Source organism: Ureibacillus sp. FSL K6-3587, from assembly GCF_038593165.1.
GTDB classification, from domain to species: Bacteria; Bacillota; Bacilli; order Bacillales_A; family Planococcaceae; genus Ureibacillus; species Ureibacillus suwonensis.
In genome coordinates this window covers 2,598,176-2,619,575 of record NZ_CP151969.1, presented here as the reverse complement: position 1 = coordinate 2,619,575, position 21,400 = coordinate 2,598,176, and the positions used below count along the sequence as shown (strand labels likewise).

The window sequence follows — 21,400 nt, the reverse complement described above, 5'->3', positions numbered from 1 at the left end:
CCTAAATTGATAAGTTTACTTTACTTGTTACATATTCATGGCAGCTTTTTGCGGCTTCTTTGCCTTCCTGGATCGCCCAAACGATTAAACTTTGGCCGCGTCTTGCATCACCCGCCACAAAGACGTTTTCCACTTTTGTCTGATAAGAACGGCTGTTTTTTATCTCTTTCCAATCGATGTTTAATTGATCAAAGAGTTCCCGTTCAGGCCCTTCAAATCCAATGGCCAGTAGAACCAGTTGGGCCGGAATGATTTTTTCGGTATTTGGGATCGGTTCCCGGATCTTTTCACCATTTTCATTGAATATGGTTCTGATCCCCACGCATTTGACTGCAGTGAGTTGACCTTCCTCATTCCCGATGAATTCCAAAGCGGTAGTGGCAAATAATCTTGGATCATCGCCAAATTTTGCTTTGGCTTCTTCCTGGCCGTAATCCAGCTTATAAACCATTGGATATTGCGGCCATGGATTATCTGCCTCTCTTTCCGTTGGACGTTTCGGATAAATATCGAATTGAATCACACTTTTGCAATTTTGTCTGAGTGATGTAGCGATACAATCGACTGCCGTGTCACCACCGCCGATGACCACTACATCTTTTCCTTCGGCAGAAATATATTGGCCATTTTTAAAATTGGAATCCAACATGCTTTTTGTATTGGCGTGCAGGAAATCCATCGCAAAATGGATACCGCCCAAGTTTCTTCCATTTACTTGCAGATCCCGCGGTTTTGTGGCACCCGTGCAAAGAATCACTGCATCAAATTCTTTTTGCAGTTTTTCCAAGGAATAATCTTTTCCCACTTCCACATTCGTCAAGAAGGTGATGCCCGATTCTTCCATGACACGGATTCTGCGGTCTACGGCAAGCTGTTCAATTTTCATTTTCGGAATCCCGTAAGTAAGGAGGCCTCCAATCCGGTCGCTTCTTTCAAAAACGGTTACCGAATGTCCGTAATTGTTCAATTCATGCGCGCAAGCCAGACCGGCTGGACCGGAGCCGACCACCGCAATTTTGACTCCTGTTCTCTCCTTAGGTATTTGCGGTTTTACCCATCCTTCTTCAAAAGCTTTTTCGATGATGGCCAATTCAATATTTTTAATGGTTACCGAACTTTCATAGAGGGAAGCGACACATCCAGCCTCACAAGGAGCTGGACATGCCCTTCCTGTAAACTCTGGGAAAGGGTTCGTAATGCTCAATCGATCATAAGCTTCTTTCCAATTCCCTCTATAAACAAGTTCATTCCATTCAGGGATCAAGTTGAATATTGGACATCCCGTTGACATGCCTCCAACAAGAGAGCCGTTTTGACAAAATGGAACACCGCAATCCATGCATCGAGCTGCCTGTTTGACCAAGTCGCTTTCCTGTGGAAGGTTTGAAATTTCCTTCCAGTCTTGAATTCTCTCCAACGGATCCCGATACTGGGCATTTTGCCGTTTATATTCTAAAAATCCAGTAGGTTTTCCCATTTTCTTCACCGCCCTCTTACGCTAAATAACTTTTTGCCAAGTACTGTTCTTCTTTTTCCAAAATTTCTTTGTATTTGTATGGAATGACGCGAATAAAATTCGCTGCTTCAAACTCCCAATTTTGAAGGATTCGTTTCGCCACAGTACTTTTTGTTTGTTGGTAATGTTCTTTGATCAGAGCATTGACAAAGCTCAATTCTTGTTGGTCATTAATCTCTTCCAGCATGACAAGTTCATCGTTATAAACTTCAGTGAAATGTTCATTGGCTGGAGAATAAATATATGCGATACCCCCGGACATGCCGGCTGCAAAGTTCTTTCCGACTTCTCCCAAAATCACTACCCGGCCGCCTGTCATGTATTCACAACCGTGATCTCCTGTTCCTTCCACTACAACATGCGCTCCGCTGTTTCTGACACAGAACCTTTCTCCCGCTTTGCCGCGGATAAATGCTTTACCGCTTGTTGCACCGTAGAAAGCGGCGTTGCCGATAATCACATTTTCTTCCGCCAACCGCTTTGTATCCGTTGGAGGAGCAACGATGATTTTTCCGCCGGATAATCCTTTTCCGACATAGTCGTTGGCTTCTCCTTCAAGCTTTAATGTGATGCCTTTTGGAATGAATGCACCAAAGCTTTGGCCGGCTGAACCTTGGAAATGGACTTGGATCGTATCTTCTTTTAACCCTTCGTTTCCGTACTTTTTCGAAACTTCATATCCGAGCATTGTACCGACTGAACGGTTTGTATTCCGGATTGGAAGCGAAATTTGAACAGGCTGTTTGCTTGTTATAGCCTTTTGACTTAATGGAATCAATTTTTGATAATCCAACGTTTCTTCCAATTGATGATTTTGGCTTTCGGTTGCTGTTCGATCTCCTTCGTATCTGACGAATAGAGGAGAAAAGTCCAGTTTCCGTTCTTTCCAATCCACATCATCTTTGACCTGAATGATGTCTGTTCTTCCAATCAACTCATCCAATGTTCTAAAGCCCAGCTCTGCCATTAATTCGCGAACTTCCTGGGCGATGAAGTGCATCAAATGCACCACGTGATCGGCAGTACCGGTCATTTTCTTTCTGAGTTCCGGATTTTGAGTCGCAACTCCTACAGGGCATGTATCCAAATGGCAAACCCTCATCATTACACAACCAAGTGAGACAAGCGGCAACGTGGAGAAACCGAACTCTTCCGCACCCAATAATGCACCGATGATGACATCTTTTCCGTTCATCAATTTTCCATCTGTTTCAAGAACCACTTTGTTTCTCAATCCGTTCAGCATCAACGTTTGATGGGCTTCCGCCAGCCCCAATTCCCATGGAAGACCGGCATGCTTGATGCTCGTTCTGGCTGCTGCGCCTGTTCCGCCGTCATAACCGCTGATGAGAATCACGTCTGCTTTCGCTTTCGCCACACCCGCTGCGATAGTTCCTACACCGCTTTCGGAAACGAGTTTGACGTTGATCCGTGCTTCCGGATTGGCATTTTTCAAGTCGTAAATCAATTGTTCCAAATCTTCAATCGAATAAATATCGTGGTGAGGAGGTGGTGAAATCAGCTCGATTCCAGGAGTTGAACCTCTCGTTTTTGCAACTTCCACCGTCACCTTATGGCCGGCAAGCTGGCCACCTTCACCAGGCTTTGCCCCTTGTGCCATTTTGATTTGGATTTCGTCGCAGTTCACTAAATAATGACTTGTGACGCCAAATCGTCCGGAAGCCACTTGTTTAATGCGGCTTAATTTTGAATCGCCGTTTGGCAGTGGAATATAGCGGTTTGGATCTTCCCCGCCCTCACCAGAGTTGCTTTTTGCGCCGATCCGGTTCATGGCAATGGCAATGGCTTCATGGGCTTCTTTGCTGATGGATCCGAAAGACATCGCACCCGTTTTGAATCGTTTAAAAATCGATTCGATTGGTTCCACTTCGTCAATCGGGATCGGTGTCCGGTCGCTTTTCAATTCAAACAATGCCCTTAAAGTCGTATTGCTTTCTTTTGACAGCATCTCGCTGTATTTTTTATAAAGCTCATATTTTCCTGTGCGGCAGGCAAGCTGCAACGTATGAATTGTTTCCGGACGATAGAGGTGTTCTTCCCCGTTTTTGCGCCATTGGAAATCGGAGCCTTCTTCCAATAAAGGTTTTTCATCTTCCCAGGCCTTGTTGTGGCGGGCAACGGTTTCCTTGGCAATGTCCGCTATGTCAAGACCGCCGATTTGTGAAATCGTCCGCGGGAAATAACGATCTATGACTTCTTTGCTGATGCCGACCGCTTCGAATATTTGAGCGCCGATATAGCTTTGGACCGTAGAAATTCCCATTTTGGACATGACTTTCAATATGCCTTTTGTAATCCCTTTTACGTATTTTCCAATGAAATCGTATTCCGCGCTTTCTTCCAATTGGGAAAGGGATGCGCATACCAGGTAAGGGTATATCGCATTTGCTCCATAGCCGAGCAGTGCCGCAAAATGATGAACTTCTCTCGGTTCTCCCGATTCAACAATAATGCTCACTTTGTTGCGGAGACCTTGCTTGATTAAATGATGATGGATGCTGGATACGGCGAGCAATGATGGAATGGCCGCATTTTCTTTGTTTGTGCCGCGGTCGCTTACGACAAGCAACTGGTATCCGTCCTTTGCCGCTTTTTCAGCTTTTTTAAGTAATTTCTCCAAATATTCTTCCATCAGTTCCGGCTGTTTTGCAGGGAATAAGGATGACAGTTTTTTTACTCTCCATCCGTTCAAATGCAAACCGATCAGTTTCACCCAATCGTTATTAGTTAAGATTGGCGTTTTCAGTTTAATTTTTTGATATTCTTCCCTTTTCGGATTTAATAGATTGCCTTCTCCCCCCAAATACACTTCCATGGATGTCACGTACTCTTCCCGGATGGCATCAATCGGAGGATTGGTTACTTGCGCAAACCGTTGTTTAAAGTAGTTGAACAACAATTGCGGTCTTTTTGATAAAACGGCAAGTGGACCATCGTAGCCCATGGAACCGACCGGATCGTCCCCGCGGGTTGCCAGGGGTTTGATATATTTCTCCCACTCTTCAAATGTATAACCAAACGCTTTTTGAAGGCGGACCAATTGTTTTTTATTAATCTTTCTCGATTTTTCCAGATTCAGAGAAGGAATATTCTCCAAAGGAATGATCATTTCAGCTGCCCATTGATCATATGGGTGTTCGTTGATGAGTTGATGTTTCAATTCTTCATCGAACAATAGCGCTTTTTTCTCAAAATCAACTAATAACATTTGGCCAGGTTTTAGGCGGCCTTTTTGGATGATTTTTTCCTCTGGAATATCGACAACGCCCACTTCCGAAGATAAATAGAAAAAGTCGTCGTCTGTCAAAACAAATCTCGCTGGCCGCAAACCGTTGCGGTCTAGGCAAGCGCCCACCTGTTTTCCGTTAGAGAATCCCATTGCGGCAGGACCGTCCCAAGGCTCCATCAACAAGCTATGATATTGGTAGAAAGCCTTTTGTTTCTTTGAAAGCAATGTATTATTTTGCCAAGGTTCCGGAATCATCATCATCATCGCCTGTGGCAAAGACCATCCGGACAACACCAAATGTTCCAGCACATTGTCAAACATTGCCGAGTCGCTGCCATCCAAGTTCACAATTGGATGAAGTTCTTTTTGATCCACACCGAATGCATCTGAATGCATGGATGCTTCCCTGGCGAAAATCCAATTCACATTGCCGTTGATTGTATTGATTTCCCCATTATGCATGATCATACGGTTCGGCTGGGCTCTGCTCCAGCTTGGGAAAGTGTTCGTACTGAAACGGTTATGAACCATCGCCATTTTCGATTTGAAATTTTCATTGAGCAAATCCAAATAGAAACTGCTTAATTGTTTCGGTAATAGCAGCCCTTTATATACAATCGTTCTCGATGAGAAACTGGAGATATAACATGCATCTTTATTCTTTTCAAACTCGCTGAATGTCTTTTCGATTCTGCGACGAGTTACATATAAACGTCTTTCAAAATCGTCTTGTTCAAGCTCAGTTGCAGGTAACACAAATAATTGGTGAATTGAAGGGGCTGACTCGATTGCTTCCTTTTGCAGAGCTTCTTCGTTCGTTGGCACCGTACGCCATCCAAACAGCTCCAAACTGTTCTTTTCAACGATTTCTTCGATTCTTGCTTTATATTCAAGCAATTTTGATTCTTCATTAGGAAGAAAAATCATCATAACCCCGTAACGTCCGGATGGAGGAAGTTGTTTTCCTTGCTTTTCCCACTCTTTGGAAAATAACTCATGAGGGATATCCGTCAAAATGCCGGATCCATCACCCAACGTTTCCTTATCATCCCGTCCCCCGCGATGCGTCAACCTCTCAAGGGCAATTAGCGCTTGGGATACAAGAGAATGTGATTTTTCTCCTTTTATATTTGCTAATAAGGCGATTCCACACGAGTCATGTTCCAGTTGTGGATTGTATAAGCCTTGGTTGAGTAGTTCTTTCATTTTCTGCACCCCTTAATTCTTCCTGTTTTCTTATATATACATCCTACCAAGAGGAGAAATAAAAATATTTAGACTATTGAGTCGAATATTTGCACTATTTTGCACTACTTTTTGAAAGAAAAACCGAACATTGTCCATAAAAAGGACAAACATTATTCTTAAATTGGCATTTATCTCCCTTAAACCAATCCATGACAAACCGCCTATCTTCCTTTCCATCAGAAAAGGACCATCGTATTGCGCTGCCGGCAAAACCGGACGTTTTTAAGAATGCAGTAAATAGACATGTTTTCACCGCCCATTTTGAATCAGAATTTTCCCCGGCTTCCAAAGAACGACAGGCAGCCACGGAAGAAGGAATATCTCCGGAACAAAACCGGCCATTATGGCGGAAATCTTCAAATGTTTGAAAAGAAATAAAAAAACCGACATTTTCATTTCGGAAAATGTCGGCTTTCCTATATAAAACCATTGGTGTTAAACTTACGCATTTTTTTTCCTTTTTGATGGCATTTTCGTTATACTGGGTTTTCGGATCCCTGAAATCATACGAATTTCCGACGGGCTTTTACCCGTATAAGCTTTGAATTGGCGGCTGAAAAAGTGAATATTGTTATACCCCAGGGCATCGGCCACTTCCGTTACTGACATCCCTGTATAATGCAATAAATGCTCTGCTCTTTTGATGCGGGTTTCCACAATATACGATTGGATGGTTTGTCCCATGATTTCTTTGAATTTTTTTGAGAAATAACGAGGTGAAAAGTTTGCGCGCGCAGCCAAACTTTCGACTGTATGATTTTCTCCGGGATGCTGCTGCACATAATTGGCCACTTCCCTGATCGTATAAAGAATTTGGCTTTGCAATTCTTCGCCTTCTTCTTTTTGTTGAGTCTCTTCCTGTTGATCTGCCCGCAACAAATGAATCATCAATTGTTTTAGAATCAGTTTTCCTTCCATTTCGGCGCCATAAGTATCCACCAGGAATAATCGGACATATTGGCTCAATAATGATTCAAAATGGATGCGGTCTTGCAAAATGCGATGATGATTTGGAATGATCTCGGGTTCACCAGTGACATCAAAGTGAATATACGTAATCACCAGCGGATTAGCCGGATCTTGGGTAGCTGTCGTCCAATCGCCTGGTCTGAACAGAAAACAAGTGCCTCTTTGCAATGGATAATCTTTTCCGTTCAATCTTAAATTGCCTTTGCCGCTCCAAATATATAACAAATCAAAATTCGGTATTGGCGCTTTTCTTTTCCATTGCCAATTCGGTTCACAATTGATTGTCGCCAATGCCGGTTTAATGACGAATTGTTCAGGGCTTAAATTTAACATTTGAATCGCCTTCCTTTCCATGATTGGTCAAGCTTTTGGGATTCTCCCGCCCCTTGCCAAAGGTCGGCACTTTGGTGACGGGAGAAATTTAAAACGGAACTATGCGTCAACGAGATTTACATTGTATTTGTCAAACCACATATTCACTTGCACTAAATGTGCGAGAAGTTGAGGGCCTGTCATCAATTGCCCGAACCACGGCAATTTCGTCGCCCCATCGAGAGCCAGTATTTCTTTTATTTTTTCCTTTGAAAGCAGCTGAAAAATTGGAGGATTTTTCTTATCAATGATTTGCTGCAACAACTCTTTTACCAGCTTTGTATATTTTGGATGATGTGTTTTTGGATAAGGGCTTTTTTTACGGTAAATGATTTCATTTGGAAGGATTCCCTCCAATGCTTTCCGTAATAATCCTTTCTCCCTTCCGTCCAACATTTTCATTTCCCAAGGTATATTCCATGCATATTCAACGATCCGATGGTCTGCAAAAGGGACACGCACCTCAAGACTGGCTGCCATGCTCATTCGATCTTTCCGATCCAGCAGGGTCGACATAAACCATACCATGTTCATATAAAACATTTCCCTGCGTCTTGCTTCGACAGGATCTTCGCCTTCAAGCTTCGGCACTTCCTGAATGGTTTCCTTATATCTTTGGTGAACGTAGTCCGTCAATTTCAATTTTTCCTTCCAATAGGGCAATAAAAGATTTTGCCTTAACGTTTGCGATTGCATCCAAGGGAAGCTGTCGCCTTGCAACAATTCTTCTTTATAAAACCATGGATATCCGCCGAAAATTTCATCGGCACATTCACCGGAAAGCGCGACGGTAAACTGCTTTTTGATCTCCTTTGAAAATAAAAGCAAAGAAGAATCAATATCCGCCATGCCTGGCAAATCTTTGGCAATCACCGCCTCCTCCAATGTGTCAGCAAGCTGTTCGTGGGTCAGGATAATCGAGTGGTGTTTCACGCCCAAATGCTGAACGACTTTTTCAATCCATGGACGATCTTCATCCGGTTGAAACAAACTTTTTTGAAAGTAGGCACTGTTTTCTTCATAATCTATCGAATAGGTGCTAAGGGGTCCTCTGCCATTCTTATTGAAGTAATTTGAAGCAATGGTTGTTATGGCGCTGGAATCCAACCCTCCTGACAAAAAGGTGCAAACAGGAACATCCGCAACCAGTTGTCTTTCCACTGCATCTTTGATGAGAAATCGGACATGTTCGATGGTTTCATCCAACGAATGTTCATGGGTTTCACTCTTTACATTCCAATATCGTTGAATGCGGAGACCGTGACGATCGAATGTCAAAAAGTGGGCGGGTCTTAATTCATTGATTCCTTTGAATATACCGTGACCAGGAGTTCTGGATGGGCCTAAACCAAAGATTTCCCGCAACCCTTCCCGGTCAATTTCCGCTTTTACTTGGGGATGAGCCAAAATCGCCTTCAACTCCGAACCAAAAAGCAACCTGTTTCCGTCATGTTTATAAAATAAAGGTTTCACACCCAGCCTGTCGCGGGCCATGTACAGTTTTTCACAAGAAGCGTCCCAAACAGCGAAAGCATATATTCCATTGAGAAAGTTGACACAATCCTCTTTCCATTCCATATATGCCGTTAACAACACTTCCGTATCCGAGTGGGACTGAAATTGGTATCCCCGTTTTATCAGTGCTTCCCGCAGTTCTTCAGTATTGTATAACTCACCATTATAAACGATGGTATAGGAATTCGCACCTTTTGTTTTGGTCATCGGCTGTACGCCTCCGACAGGATCTACTACGATTAGTCTTGTATGACCTAGAGCTGCATGTGTGTCACAAAAATTGCTTGATGTATCAGGCCCTCTTTTCGATAATGTTTGGGCCATTTTTTTGACCGTGACTTCGTGATGCTTCAAATCTTGATCCCATTGAATCCAGCCAGTTATTCCACACATCATCCATCACTCTTTCGTAGTATAATTTTTTCTTGTAATTCATTTTATGATTTTTTGTATATAAAGAACAATTTCATTTTTATATAAAACCTATCTAATATCCAGATGAAAAACCTCGAAAAGATATAAAAATCAGCATTTTATCCCCAATACATATCAAACAAAAACAAAAAATTTTCACAAAATCTATATTTTTATATCATTTAAACCCTTTTCCGTTCTCAAATCGCTAATAAATATTCTCGATTTGATATATAACATTGCACATAGGTGATGATCCGGCATAGATACATCGCAATTCAGATAATGGGAAAGAACAGCGGCCATTAAGTCGGAAAGGTGAAAAATGGATGATTGGAATGGAACATTTTATTGACATATAATAGTTTAATGATATAGTTACCTAGGGTAACTATTTTATCGGAGGTGAAATCCTTTGGAAGGATTTTTTCAACATTATTTACGCTTGTATCGGCCACTGATCAATGCATTGAATGAACTTTTAGGCGAATACAATCTGTCCTATTCTTTATGGCAAGTCATCTATTTCATAAAGCATAACGGTCCGTCAACACTCGTGGAAATCGCCAAACGATACAATGTGGAAAAGCCGTCCATCACTCGCAGGGTGAACGCTTTGGAAGAACTTCGATTAATCGAAAAAAGGGAAAGCCGGGATCGGAGAGAAAAGGTGATTCATTTGACACCGTTGGGAGAAGAAATTTATGCATCCTGCCGTAAAAAAATATCGGGCTTCGAAAGAAAAATGTTAGAACACCTTACAGATGATGAACTGCAAAACTTTTTCCATACACTTTCGAAAATTCAGCAGCAATTTGACAGAAAAGAAGGGAAACATCAATGAATGAAACAAAACTATGGACGAAAGATTTTATTATCACGTCAACCATTAATTTTTTATTAACATCTGTCTTTTATCTATTAGTTGTCATAGTAGCCGTTTATGCTAAAACGGAATTTCACGCAACCACGAGTCAAGCTGGTCTTGCAACAGGCATTTTCATCATCGCCACATTAATCGGAAGACTGTTTATTGGCCGGGGCATCAATTCGATCGGTTATAAAAGGACATTGCTGATTGGCACTTGCCTTTTTGCATTATCAAGCTTCTTATATTTTATTCAATTAAATATCTGGTTCTTTTTAGTTGTGCGATTTTTGCACGGTTTGACTCTCGGTATTGCGGGGACGGCAACCGGAACCATTGTCGCCCAAGTCATTCCCAACAGCCGCAAAGGCGAAGGGATCGGGTATTACAGTATGAGTTCCACTTTGGCGACAGCCATCGGTCCATTTATCGGGTTGCTTTTGAGCCAGCATGTAAGCTTCTTGATCGTATTTGGATTATGTACTTTATTAGGAATCATCGCATTCATCACCTCATTCTTTATCCAAGTAACAGAGCCTGAAGAGGTGAAAAAGGCGGAAAAAGACGTTAAAGGATTCAAACTTTCGAATTTTATTGAACCGAAAGCCATCCCGATTTCTTTCATCATGCTCATTGCCGCATTATGCTATTCCGGGGTTTTATCTTTCATGAATTTTTATGCGCAGGAAATTGGCTTGGTGGAAGCCTCCAGTTTCTTCTTCTTTGTTTACTCCATCGCTATTTTGTGTTCACGTCCTTTCTCCGGGCGTCTGTTGGATGTGAAAGGCCCAAACTACGTGATGTATCCTGCGTTTATTCTTTTTTCCATCGGACTGATTGTTTTAAGTGCGGCACATAACAGTTTTGTACTGCTGTTTTCAGGGGTTTTGATCGGTCTGGGTTATGGCAACATGCAATCCTGCATTCAAGCCGTTGCAGTGAAAGTGACGACCATCCATCGAATGGGACTTGCCACATCCACATTCTTCATTTTCCTTGATGCGGGTCTGGGCTTTGGCCCATATCTGTTGGGATTTATTGAGCCGTATACGACTTACAGCCAATTGTATTTCAGTTTAAGTTTTGTCGTTTTGGCAACCGTGATCCTTTACTTTTTCCTTCATGGCCGTAAAGTGAAGAATTTTCAATAACAAACGGAAACCGGAATTGGCCATTTAATATCGATATAAATAGAAAAACCGAACGTTGCTGACTCTCAAAATCAGAGATTCAGGCAATCGTTCGGTTTTTTTATCACCTTTTATTCATCCAAAAAATCATAAGGGGTGATACCGTCCATCCCTATCATCGGATGGATTTTGGGCGCTGTTTCCGCATTCAGGACTGGAGGAAGGGAAGTAGTATCGCCTGCCGTCTGCTGTTCATTGCCATCATCCGGTGAAAGAGGCACGATTTGTTCATCCTGCTTCTCCCCTTCCATTTTCGTTACCTGATTTCGATCATCATTCTTCTTTGCGGGATTCAATCGGGCCCTCAAAGTGGTAAAACGTTTCAAATCGTCCGTGCGCTGGATCCCTTTGACGAATTCTTCCGGCTCCCCGCATAAAATCAAAAAGTTTTTTGCTCGGGTGATTCCCGTATAAAGCAGGTTTCTTCGGAGCATTTTTGAATAGCTGCGGACAATCGGCATGATCACCGTCTGGAATTCGCTACCCTGCGCTTTATGAATGGAACAGCAATAGGCGAGGGTTATCTGATTCAAGTCGCCTCTGTCATACACCACTTCATTGCCGTCATAAGAAACAACGACCTTATCCTGTTTTTCCACCGTTTCTTTCGCTTGAAAAATCGACACGATTTCCCCAATATCGCCATTAAACACATTGCTCTCCGGCTGATTCACCAGCTGCAACACTTTATCGCCGATGCGGAAAACCGTGTCGCCAAATTTCACTTCTTTTCGAGTACCATCCACGTTTGGATTCACCAGTTCCTGGATTTCTTTATTCAATCGATCAATGCCTGCCGGGCCTTTATACATCGGCGCCAATACCTGAATATCACGGATGGATTGGCCCTTTGCAATGGCACTTCTCACCACTTGTGTGACGACGCTTGCAATTTGATCGGCCGACGCTTTAATAAACGAGCGATCGCCAGTTTTTCCCGTGATATTATCGGGGATTTGCCCTTTTTTGATTTGGTGGGCCATCTCGATAATCGTTGAGCCTTCCGCTTGCCGGTACACTTCCGTCAGCTCGATGGTCGGCACGATTTCTGACGCCAATAAATCCTTCAACACTTGTCCAGGACCCACAGGTGGCAATTGATCCTGGTCCCCCACGAGCACCACTTGGGCATCAGGCGAAATGCTTTTTAATAATTGGTGGCTTAACCATGTATCCACCATCGACATTTCATCAATGATGATGAGGCGGCCTTGGATTTCACGCTCCGACTCCTCTTCCTTCTCCTGGCCGTTAAACCCCAACAAACGGTGAATGGTCATGGCAGGCAGACCCGTCGATTCGGACAAGCGTTTTGCGGCTCTTCCGGTTGGTGCTGCCAACACAATCGGAAAAGGCTCTTCCTTCTTCGCATATTCCATTGGATTTAATGAAAGGCCATGAAGCTCCGCAAAGACTTCCACAATTCCCCGAATGACCGTCGTTTTCCCTGTTCCCGGCCCTCCAGTCAAAATCATGATGGAAGAATTTAATGCTTGTTCAATGGCCTTTGCCTGAGTTTCCGCATAAGTCACTTCCAAGCGTTCCTCTGCTTCCCCGATCGCTTTCCGAATCTCGTCCTTTGAAAACTTTTCAGCGTAATCATTGTTTTTGGCAAATTGGAGAATTTTTGTTGCGATGCCCACTTCACTGTAATAGAGGGAAGGCAAATAAATCCGCGTTTCTTCCCCGCAAATTTTCCCTTCTTCCTCCAACTCAATAACCGCTTTCGATAAAGATTCATACGGAATTTCCTCCGGTTGGCTCTGTTCCAAAATCCCTTTGACTTCCGGCAACAGGAGTTCCGCCTCCAAATAAACGTGCCCTTCCGATAAAGCCGCTTGATTCAACACATGCAATACCGCCGCTTTCATGCGGTCAGGGTGAGCCCCTGTAATGCCCAGTCTTCTTCCCAATTCATCGGCTTTCGCAAAACCGACCCCTTCCACTTCTTCAATCAGCCGATAAGGATTTTGAGTTAACAGCTCAATCGTTTCTTCCCTATAGGTTTGATAGATTTTCATTCCCAATTGAGGCCCGAATCCCCATTCGTTCAATTGAATCATAATCCGGTCCAAACCCAAATTTTTCTCCAGGGTGCTTCGGATCGTCATTTTTTTATCTTCGGAAAGCCTTGGCACTTCATCCAGAACAAACGGATTTTCCATGATTTTTTTCAATGCATCGGTCCCCAATGTTTTTACAATGAGCTCAGCCGTTTTGGGGCCGACCCCAGGAAACAAATCGCTTGATAAATAGTGGATGATCCCTTGTTCTGTCTCAGGAACTTCCCTTTCAAAGGTTTCCACTTGAAATTGCAACCCGTATCTTGGATGATTCGTCAAATTGCCGATAAAACGATAGTGAAGCTCTTCATCCAAGGCCGGAAAATAACCGACTACAATAATTTCCTTTTCCTGATATTGCAAATTTGTTTCTTTAATTTTCACTTTCACAATGGAATACATGTTGGAGGCGTTATGAAAAATGGAAACGATGGGACGGCCTAAAACAAAGGTTTTCTCTGAATATTGATGAGCATGGTAATCCTCCATTTTCATACGCTCCTCTCCGGTAAAATCTCTTAATATCATATCATTTTTAAGGACTTTGATAAAATAGAAACTTCCCCTTCTCGATAAAATGAGAGACCAATGTTATCATTGTAATAAAAAAGAACAGTTGAAGGGATTCGTGAATGGAATGGAATTTAGACCTTGCATTGATTTACACGAAGGAAAAGTGAAGCAAATTGTCGGAAGCACTTTGGGTCAAAAGGACGTGGTTGAAAACTTCATTTCGGAAAAAGATGCTTCCTATTATGCCGAGCTTTTTAAACGAGATGGCTTGAAGGGCGGACATGTCATCATGTTGGGTCCTGGTAATGAAGAGCAGGCGAAACTTGCTTTAACTGCCTACCCTGGCGGCCTTCAAATCGGCGGGGGCATCCATGCGGACAATGCAAAGAAATGGATTGACATGGGGGCCAGCCATGTCATCGTGACCTCTTACATATTCCACGATGGAAAACTGGATATGGAACGATTGGAGCGTCTTGTTGAAGCGATTGGAAAGGAACATATCGTCCTTGACTTAAGCTGCCGGAAACGCGACGGGAAATGGTTTGTCGTGACAGATAAATGGACAAAATTCAGCGATTTTGAAGTGAATCAGGCAAACATCTCCTTCCTGGAACAATATTGCGATGAATTTTTGATCCACGCTGTCGATGTGGAAGGGAAAAAAAGCGGCATGCAGGAAGAATTGGTTCAAGATTTGGCGAAATGGACAAACATTCCGACCACTTATGCCGGAGGAGTCCGTTCCTTGGAGGATTTGGAACGATTTAAAGAATTATCCGGAGGGAAACTGCACGTTACGATCGGCAGTGCGTTGGATATTTTTGGAGGAAGCCTGCCATATCGGGATGTTGTGGAATATTGCAAATAAATGGGATTGCAAAAATGGCGAATGGAAATGCGGGAAATTTCCATTCGCTTTTTTATATGTATCTTCCTTCCCATGCAAATGGAATAATCCATAATGGCCAAAGCGGACAATTTATTGGCCGATCGTTATTTTTGCATGATCAAAAAAGCCGTATAGAAAGTCCCCGCTTTCTATACAGCTTTTTTTCATTCTCATCCTATTTTTCATTATTTAAACGCAGACTTATCATATCATATATATACCTTGCCTGATCATGCTCCGGCTGGATGGTGAAGGCCTGCTCCAAATGATGGAGGGCCTTTTCCGCATCGTCTGTCGAAAGGGCGTAAAGCACCCCCAAATTATAATGGGCATCCGCGTTCTTTTCATCTTGCGCCAATACATATTCCAACTCTGTTTTTGCCAAATCAAACATTTCCAACTTGCATAAAATAATGCCGTAGCTTAAACGGATTTGCAGATCGTCCGGCGCAAGTTCCGCCGCCCGCTGCATATATGGAAGGGCCAATTTCACCTGGTTTTCCTTCTCAAAACATTTTCCCAGCATGTAGTAGCTGTCGGCACCTTCAATTCCATACTCGATCGACTTCTGATAAAGTTTGGCCGCCTCCAAAAAGCATTCCGAATTATAATACAAATTGGCGAGACCATAATAAGCCGTTGCCGCTTTTTCATCAAGGGTGATGGCTTTTTGGAAAAACCGTTCCGCCCGTTCAATCTCATTCATGGCAGCCAATACATTTCCAAAGTTGATGTAGCCGACCGGATCTTCCGGATTTTGTTCGATGGCTTCTGTAAAGGCTTTTACGGCATCTTCATAGCGTTTTTCTTGCAGCGCTTTGATTCCTTCTTCATTATAGTTCATCGTCTTCACCTCTCATGAAAAGAGGCGACCAAATCAGTCGCCCGTTATCCTACATACGTCAATTTTTCTCCGTTTTTAAACACTTCGTCGATCGTTCCGCCGCCTAAACATACCTCTCCATCATATAGAACGACGGCTTGTCCAGGCGTAATGGCCCGCTGTGGCACCTGGAACGTAATGACTGCGCGATGATCATCCAACAACTCCACTTCCACCGGCGAATCTTCCTGACGGTAACGGAATTTTGCCGTGCAAGCGAATTTCTTCGGTTTCGGTTTATTGGATGTAAAGCTCATATTGATCGCCTTTAAAGAAGTGGAGTACAGGGCTTCATTGTGGAAACCTTGTCCGACATACAACACATTCCGTTTTAAATCTTTTCCGACCACAAACCAAGGTTCCCCTGCTCCTCCAATTCCAAGTCCATGTCGCTGGCCAATCGTATAATACATTAATCCGTCATGTTTTCCCATCACTTTTCCATCCAGCGTTTCCATGTTGCCGGGTTGAGCCGGCAAGTAATTGCTCAAGAATTCTTTGAAGTTTCGTTCACCAATAAAACAAATGCCCGTTGAGTCTTTTTTCTTCGCTGTTGCCAGCCCCGCTTCTTCCGCAATTTCCCGGACTTTCTTTTTCTCCAGATGGCCGATTGGAAACATGACCTTTTTCAATTGTTCCTGCGTCAATTGATTTAAAAAATAGGTTTGGTCTTTATTTCGATCGACGCCACGCAATAAAACAACTTCACCGTCACGCTCTTCCACACGGGCATAATGCCCCGTTGCCAAATAATCCGCCCCAAGTTTCAATGCATGTTCAAGGAAAGCTTTGAATTTGATTTCCTTGTTGCACATCACATCCGGATTCGGTGTCCGTCCGGCTTTGTATTCTTCCAAAAAGTAAGTAAACACTTTATCCCAATATTCTTTCTCAAAATTCACCGCATAATAAGGGATTCCGATTTGGTTGCATACTTTGATGACATCTTCATAATCTTCCGTTGCGGTGCAAACACCGTTTTCATCTGTATCATCCCAGTTTTTCATGAAGATGCCGATCACATCATAACCTTGCTGCTTCAATAAATAGGCAGCAACAGATGAATCCACCCCACCGCTCATTCCAACAACGACACGAATTTGTGATGGGTCTCGAGTTTCTGTCATTTATTCCTTCACCTTTTCTAATTCAATGAATTCGTCATTCTTTTTACTATTCTTGCTGTTCTTTCCGCAGCTTGTTGAATGTCTGCCTCTGTCAATCCCAACCCGAAACTGAATCGAATGGAATTGCGAAGTTCCGGAGCACCTTTTCCGTACATTGCGACAAGCACGTGAGACGGGTCGATGGAACCTGCCGTACAAGCAGATCCGCTGGAAGCATAAACTCCATCCATGTCCAAATTCACAAGGAATGATTCAACATCCATACCTGGAAAACTGATGTTCAAGATATGTTTAAGGAAATATTCCTCATGTCCATTCACTTTATAAGAAATTTGTTCCTGTTCCAAAACCTCCAAAAAGATTTTTCGGAATTGGAGATAGGTTTGCCGTTTTGTTTCCATTTCCCGTTGTGCAATTTCAACGGCTTTTGCAAAACCGACGGCAGCATGGACATTTTCCGTTCCCGCTCTCCGTTTTCTTTCCTGGGAACCTCCGTAAAAAGTGGCGGTGAAAGGCGTTTTTTCCCGTTGATATAGAAAGCCGATTCCCTTAGGCCCATTGATTTTATGGCTGGAAACGCTTAAAAGATCAACATGCAGTTCATTCACATCGATTTTTTCCAGTCCATATGCCTGTACCGCATCCGTATGGAAAACCGCCTGATGGTTTTTCAGTAATTCCCCGATTTCTTTGATTGGTTGAATGGTACCCACTTCATTGTTTCCAAACATGATGGTCACTAAAATCGTATCTTCACGCAAAGCCTCTTTTACCGATTCCACCGAAATGCGACCGGTTTCATCCACGGGCAAATAGGTTACTTCAAACCCCGCTTTTTCAAGCTGTTCACAACTGTGTAGTACTGCATGATGCTCCACTGCTGTCGTAATAATATGTTTTCCTTTCGATTTTAAAGCTTGTGCCACCCCAAAGATGGCCGTGTTGTCCCCTTCTGTTCCTCCGCTTGTGAAAATGATTTCCGTATCTTTCGCACCGATGGATCGAGCCAATATGCTTCTCGCTTCATCCAAAACCTTTCTTGCATAGCGGCCTGCCGCATGGATGCTTGATGGATTGCCGTAAACATTCGTCATCGCTTCCGTCATTTTTTCAATCACTTCCGGGTGCACTGGTGAAGTTGCTGCGTGATCTAAATAAAAGGTTTGCATTCCGATAAACTCCTTTATTAAATGTAAAACATATATCCGTCATATTCGGTATCTTCGCTGTAATTTGCCAAATCCTCAATGGTTGTTGTATCAAGCACTTGTTTTACTGCGTCGCGGATTCGGATCCAAAGTTGTTGTTGAGGCGGCTCTTCATCTTCTATCCCCTCAACCGGCTGGATTGGTCCTTCCAACACGCGGATCACATCCGCCGCGGAAATTTTGCTGGGCGGTATGGCAAGTAAATAGCCCCCATAAGCACCGCGGACACTTTTCACCAAACCGGCGATACGCAAAGGTGATACCAACTGCTCCAAGTATGCCTCTGAAAGATTTTTTTCTTCCGCAATTTTGCGCAGCGGAAGAGGTCCATCCCCATAATGTTTTGCCAACTCAATCATAATTGTTAACCCATATCTGCCTTTTGTTGATATTCTCATCTTATACACCTCAAATTTCTATTTCCGATATTCTTAGTCAAGTATACCATAACACCTTTTATTCCACTTGGAAAAGGTCTATTATAATTTTATATGAAAACTTTTTATTAGTTCATCGGAGGATATACCATGCATAACGAACCTTTAGCTTTCCGAATGCGACCAAGAAATTTGGACGAAGTGGTTGGACAACAGCATATCGTCGGAAAAGATACCGTTTTATATAAAATGGTTCAAAACGGCTATGTGCCATCAATGTTATTATACGGTGAACCGGGAACCGGGAAAACTTCCATCGCTTATGCAATTGCGGGAAGCACAAAACTCCCTTTTTTTCCACTCAACGCGACAATTGCCGGAAAAAAGGATGTCGAACAAATTGTATCAGAAGCAAGGCTCAGTGGAAAAGTCCTATTATTTTTAGATGAGATCCATAGGTTCAATAAACTGCAACAAGATACATTATTACCCCATGTAGAAAACGGGTCAATCATTTTGATTGGGGCTACAACGGAAAATCCTTACCATGATGTGAATCCGGCCATCCGTTCCCGTTGCGGGGAGATTTTTCAATTAAAACGGCTGACCCCTGAAGAATTGGTGCAATTATTAAAAAGGGCACTGGCAGATGAAGAGCGGGGTTTAGGAAAATATTCCATCGACATTTCGGATGAACAATTGACGGACATTGCGATCGCTTCCAATGGTGATGCCCGGAAAGCCCTGACCCTATTGGAATCGGTCTTTCATGCTTCCGAAGAAATGGACGGTACGGTGAAAGTGGAAGACCGCATAATTGAACAATTGTCAAAACGCATAGGAGTATATGGGGATAAAGCCGGTTCCCATTTTTATAATCTATTGTCCGCTTTGCAAAAATCGGTCAGGGGCAGCGATGTAAATGCCAGCTTATACTATTTGGCTAATCTGCTTGAGTCGGGGGATTTGATCGCAGTATGCAGGAGATTGCTTGTGATGGCCTATGAAGATATCGGACTGGCAAATCCCCACGTGGGGGCCCATGTCTATGCCGCAACGGAAGCGGCAAAAGTGCTCGGTTTGCCTGAAGCAAGAATTCCGCTGGCCAATGCAGTGATTGAAATGTGCCTGTCGGAAAAATCCAATTCGGCATACAAAGCGTTGGACGCAGCCATTCAAGCAATCCATGAAGGAAAAACCGGCGACATTCCGATGCATTTGAGGGATGCCCATTACGCGGGGGCGAAAACGCTCGGCCATGTCGGTTATCAGTATCCCCACGACCACCCTATCGGCACTTTTGGCGGATGGGTCAACCAGCAATATTTGCCTGACAATCTTCAGAATGCGGAATTTTATCACCCGGTGATTGCCGGTGAAGAGAAGCGGATGGCGTCAATCTATGAAAAATTGAAGGCATTAAAAAAATCGAATGAAGAAAAGTGATGCCTCCGTTCATTCCGATGAAAAGTGCCCCATTGCCGCAAGATGGTTTTATTTCCCCACAAAAAAAGCCCCTAATTTGGTAAATGGATTTTCTCTCATTCATCTACCAATTAGGGGAATTTTTTTGGCTCTATAATATTTGGTGTTGGTGAGTATAAACCAGCACCAATTTTTTTGAACAAAAAAAAATGAGACAGTGACAAAACTCTGGTAAAATGTAATCGCCAAAACACATTTTCCAAAGGAGTTGTGTCACATGTCTCACCATCATTCTATACGAAACCTACTCAATATAAAAGACAAAAATATCACATTTGATGAAAATTTTTGTGCAGAAGAACTCATTAAAGGGGTCCAATCAAAAGTCTTTTATGGCCAATTAACTTACCAACCAAAAGCGTGCTATGCTTGTGGACATGTCTTTGATGATCAAATCATTAAACACGGTTTTAAAACGTCTCTCATTAAAATGCCTAGCATTTCAGGTTTTCATACCTACTTAAAATTGCGTAAACAGCGTTATTTCTGTAAACATTGTCATTCCACGTTTACTTTAAAAACGAGCGTCGTGGCTAAAAACTGTTGTATTTCCAACAATACTAAAGTATCGATTGCTTTAAACGCCAAAGATAAAATATCCGAAAAAGATATTGCGATGAAACATAATGTTTCTCATGCCACTGTCAGTCGTGTCATTGACAGCTTTTATAGCTATTATCAACCAAATGTTCACTACCTTCCAAAGCATTTGTGTTTTGATGAGTTTAAATCAGTGAAATCCGCAGCTGGAGCGATGTCCTTTATTTTCTGCGACTCTGAAACGGGGGAGATGGTGGATATCGTGGAGGACCGGAGATTACATGTCCTCAAAGAGTATTTCTTACGGTATTCCAAGAAGGCGAGAGATGCGGTAAAAACGATTGTCATCGATATGTACAGCCCTTATATTTCCTTAATCCACGAAGTTTTCCCTAAAGCGGAAATCGTACTCGACAAATTCCATATCCTCCAACTATTTAGCAGAGCTTTAAACAAAACGCGCATCAACGTCATGAATCGGGATAAAAAGAATTACAATAAATTAAAAAAATACTGGAAGCTCCTTCTGAAAGATCAAACAAAACTTGATTATAAGAACTATAAATATCATCGTTGCTTTAAAAAGCATATGTGTGAGGTGGAGATTCTCCACGATCTCATTGATTTAGATTCTGAATTAAAAGCGTCCTATGAGTTATATCAATACGTGCAACATTGCATAAAAATCAAAGACTTTGAGCTCCTAAAGAAAACATTAGAGAATAAACAAAATATCGTTTCCAGCTATATGAAAACCGCCATCAAGACAATCAACAAATACATCAATTACGTGGAGAATACGTTGAAATATGATTATAACAACGGCATTTTAGAGGGGATTAATAACAAAATCAAAGTGATTAAACGCATTTCTTTCGGTTATCGATCCTTCTATCACTTTAGAAACCGAATATTCATTACCCAAAACTTAGCGAAAATAAAAACAGCTTAGGGGAACCTCGAATTTCCC

The 21,400-nt window shown here is 42.6% G+C and carries 14 protein-coding genes; 5 read left to right on the top strand and 9 right to left on the bottom strand.

All coding sequences use genetic code 11. The features are described from left to right. Nucleotide 1: 1 nt before the first annotated feature. The 4 genes from NSS77_RS12995 to asnB all read right to left on the bottom strand — a co-directional run bounded on the left by NSS77_RS12995 (nucleotide 2) and on the right by asnB (nucleotide 9,266). Nucleotides 2-1,477: a glutamate synthase subunit beta gene (locus tag NSS77_RS12995; RefSeq protein ID WP_342469122.1), complete on the bottom strand. Its 1,476-nt coding sequence runs from the start codon at nucleotides 1,475-1,477 to the stop codon at nucleotides 2-4. A gap of 16 nt (nucleotides 1,478-1,493) precedes the next feature. Further along, complete coding sequence (gene gltB, locus NSS77_RS12990; RefSeq protein ID WP_342469121.1) at nucleotides 1,494-5,972, bottom strand: glutamate synthase large subunit; 4,479 nt, start codon at nucleotides 5,970-5,972, stop codon at nucleotides 1,494-1,496. 483 nt (nucleotides 5,973-6,455) lie between these two features. Then, nucleotides 6,456-7,316: an AraC family transcriptional regulator gene (locus NSS77_RS12985; protein WP_342469120.1), complete on the bottom strand. Its 861-nt coding sequence runs from the start codon at nucleotides 7,314-7,316 to the stop codon at nucleotides 6,456-6,458. Nucleotides 7,317-7,415: 99 nt separating this feature from the next. Then, a complete protein-coding gene (gene asnB, locus NSS77_RS12980) occupies nucleotides 7,416-9,266 on the bottom strand; it encodes an asparagine synthase (glutamine-hydrolyzing) (RefSeq protein WP_342469119.1) in 1,851 nt (616 codons plus the stop codon). 433 nt (nucleotides 9,267-9,699) lie between these two features. Here asnB and NSS77_RS12975 point away from each other — a divergent pair, with 433 nt between their 5' ends. Beyond that, nucleotides 9,700-10,128 carry a MarR family transcriptional regulator gene (locus tag NSS77_RS12975; RefSeq protein WP_342469118.1) on the top strand — a complete coding sequence of 143 codons (429 nt, stop codon included), beginning with the start codon at nucleotides 9,700-9,702 and terminating at the stop codon, nucleotides 10,126-10,128. Continuing rightward, nucleotides 10,125-11,303: an MFS transporter gene (locus NSS77_RS12970; RefSeq protein WP_342469117.1), complete on the top strand. Its 1,179-nt coding sequence runs from the start codon at nucleotides 10,125-10,127 to the stop codon at nucleotides 11,301-11,303. Before NSS77_RS12975 ends, NSS77_RS12970 begins: the two co-directional genes overlap by 4 nt. 110 nt (nucleotides 11,304-11,413) lie before the next feature. On the opposite strand, the gene NSS77_RS12965 is transcribed toward NSS77_RS12970, so the two are convergent. Further along, nucleotides 11,414-13,894, bottom strand: a complete 2,481-nt coding sequence (locus NSS77_RS12965) for an ATP-dependent RecD-like DNA helicase (RefSeq protein WP_342469116.1) — start codon at nucleotides 13,892-13,894, stop codon at nucleotides 11,414-11,416. A 148-nt stretch (nucleotides 13,895-14,042) separates the two neighbouring features. Here NSS77_RS12965 and hisA point away from each other — a divergent pair, with 148 nt between their 5' ends. Further along, nucleotides 14,043-14,789 carry a phosphoribosylformimino-5-aminoimidazole carboxamide ribotide isomerase gene (gene hisA, locus NSS77_RS12960; protein ID WP_342471280.1) on the top strand — a complete coding sequence of 249 codons (747 nt, stop codon included), beginning with the start codon at nucleotides 14,043-14,045 and terminating at the stop codon, nucleotides 14,787-14,789. Nucleotides 14,790-14,985: 196 nt separating this feature from the next. On the opposite strand, the gene NSS77_RS12955 is transcribed toward hisA, so the two are convergent. From NSS77_RS12955 to NSS77_RS12940, 4 genes are read right to left on the bottom strand one after another with little or no spacing between them, the layout of a single operon-like run. Beyond that, on the bottom strand, nucleotides 14,986-15,654 hold the full coding sequence (locus NSS77_RS12955) for a tetratricopeptide repeat protein (protein WP_342469115.1): 669 nt from the start codon (nucleotides 15,652-15,654) through the stop codon (nucleotides 14,986-14,988). A 44-nt stretch (nucleotides 15,655-15,698) separates the two neighbouring features. Further along, nucleotides 15,699-16,820, bottom strand: a complete 1,122-nt coding sequence (gene mnmA / locus NSS77_RS12950) for a tRNA 2-thiouridine(34) synthase MnmA (protein ID WP_342469114.1) — start codon at nucleotides 16,818-16,820, stop codon at nucleotides 15,699-15,701. Nucleotides 16,821-16,837: 17 nt separating this feature from the next. Next, nucleotides 16,838-17,989, bottom strand: a complete 1,152-nt coding sequence (locus tag NSS77_RS12945; RefSeq protein WP_342469113.1) for a cysteine desulfurase family protein — start codon at nucleotides 17,987-17,989, stop codon at nucleotides 16,838-16,840. A 17-nt stretch (nucleotides 17,990-18,006) separates the two neighbouring features. After that, nucleotides 18,007-18,426, bottom strand: a complete 420-nt coding sequence (locus NSS77_RS12940) for an Rrf2 family transcriptional regulator (RefSeq protein ID WP_342469112.1) — start codon at nucleotides 18,424-18,426, stop codon at nucleotides 18,007-18,009. 129 nt (nucleotides 18,427-18,555) lie between these two features. Between NSS77_RS12940 and NSS77_RS12935 the strand changes: the two genes are divergently transcribed. Both NSS77_RS12935 and NSS77_RS12930 read left to right on the top strand, forming a co-directional pair. Further along, nucleotides 18,556-19,851: a replication-associated recombination protein A gene (locus NSS77_RS12935; RefSeq protein WP_342469111.1), complete on the top strand. Its 1,296-nt coding sequence runs from the start codon at nucleotides 18,556-18,558 to the stop codon at nucleotides 19,849-19,851. Nucleotides 19,852-20,107: 256 nt separating this feature from the next. Beyond that, nucleotides 20,108-21,382, top strand: a complete 1,275-nt coding sequence (locus NSS77_RS12930; RefSeq protein ID WP_342469110.1) for an ISL3 family transposase — start codon at nucleotides 20,108-20,110, stop codon at nucleotides 21,380-21,382. Nucleotides 21,383-21,400 lie beyond the last annotated feature (18 nt).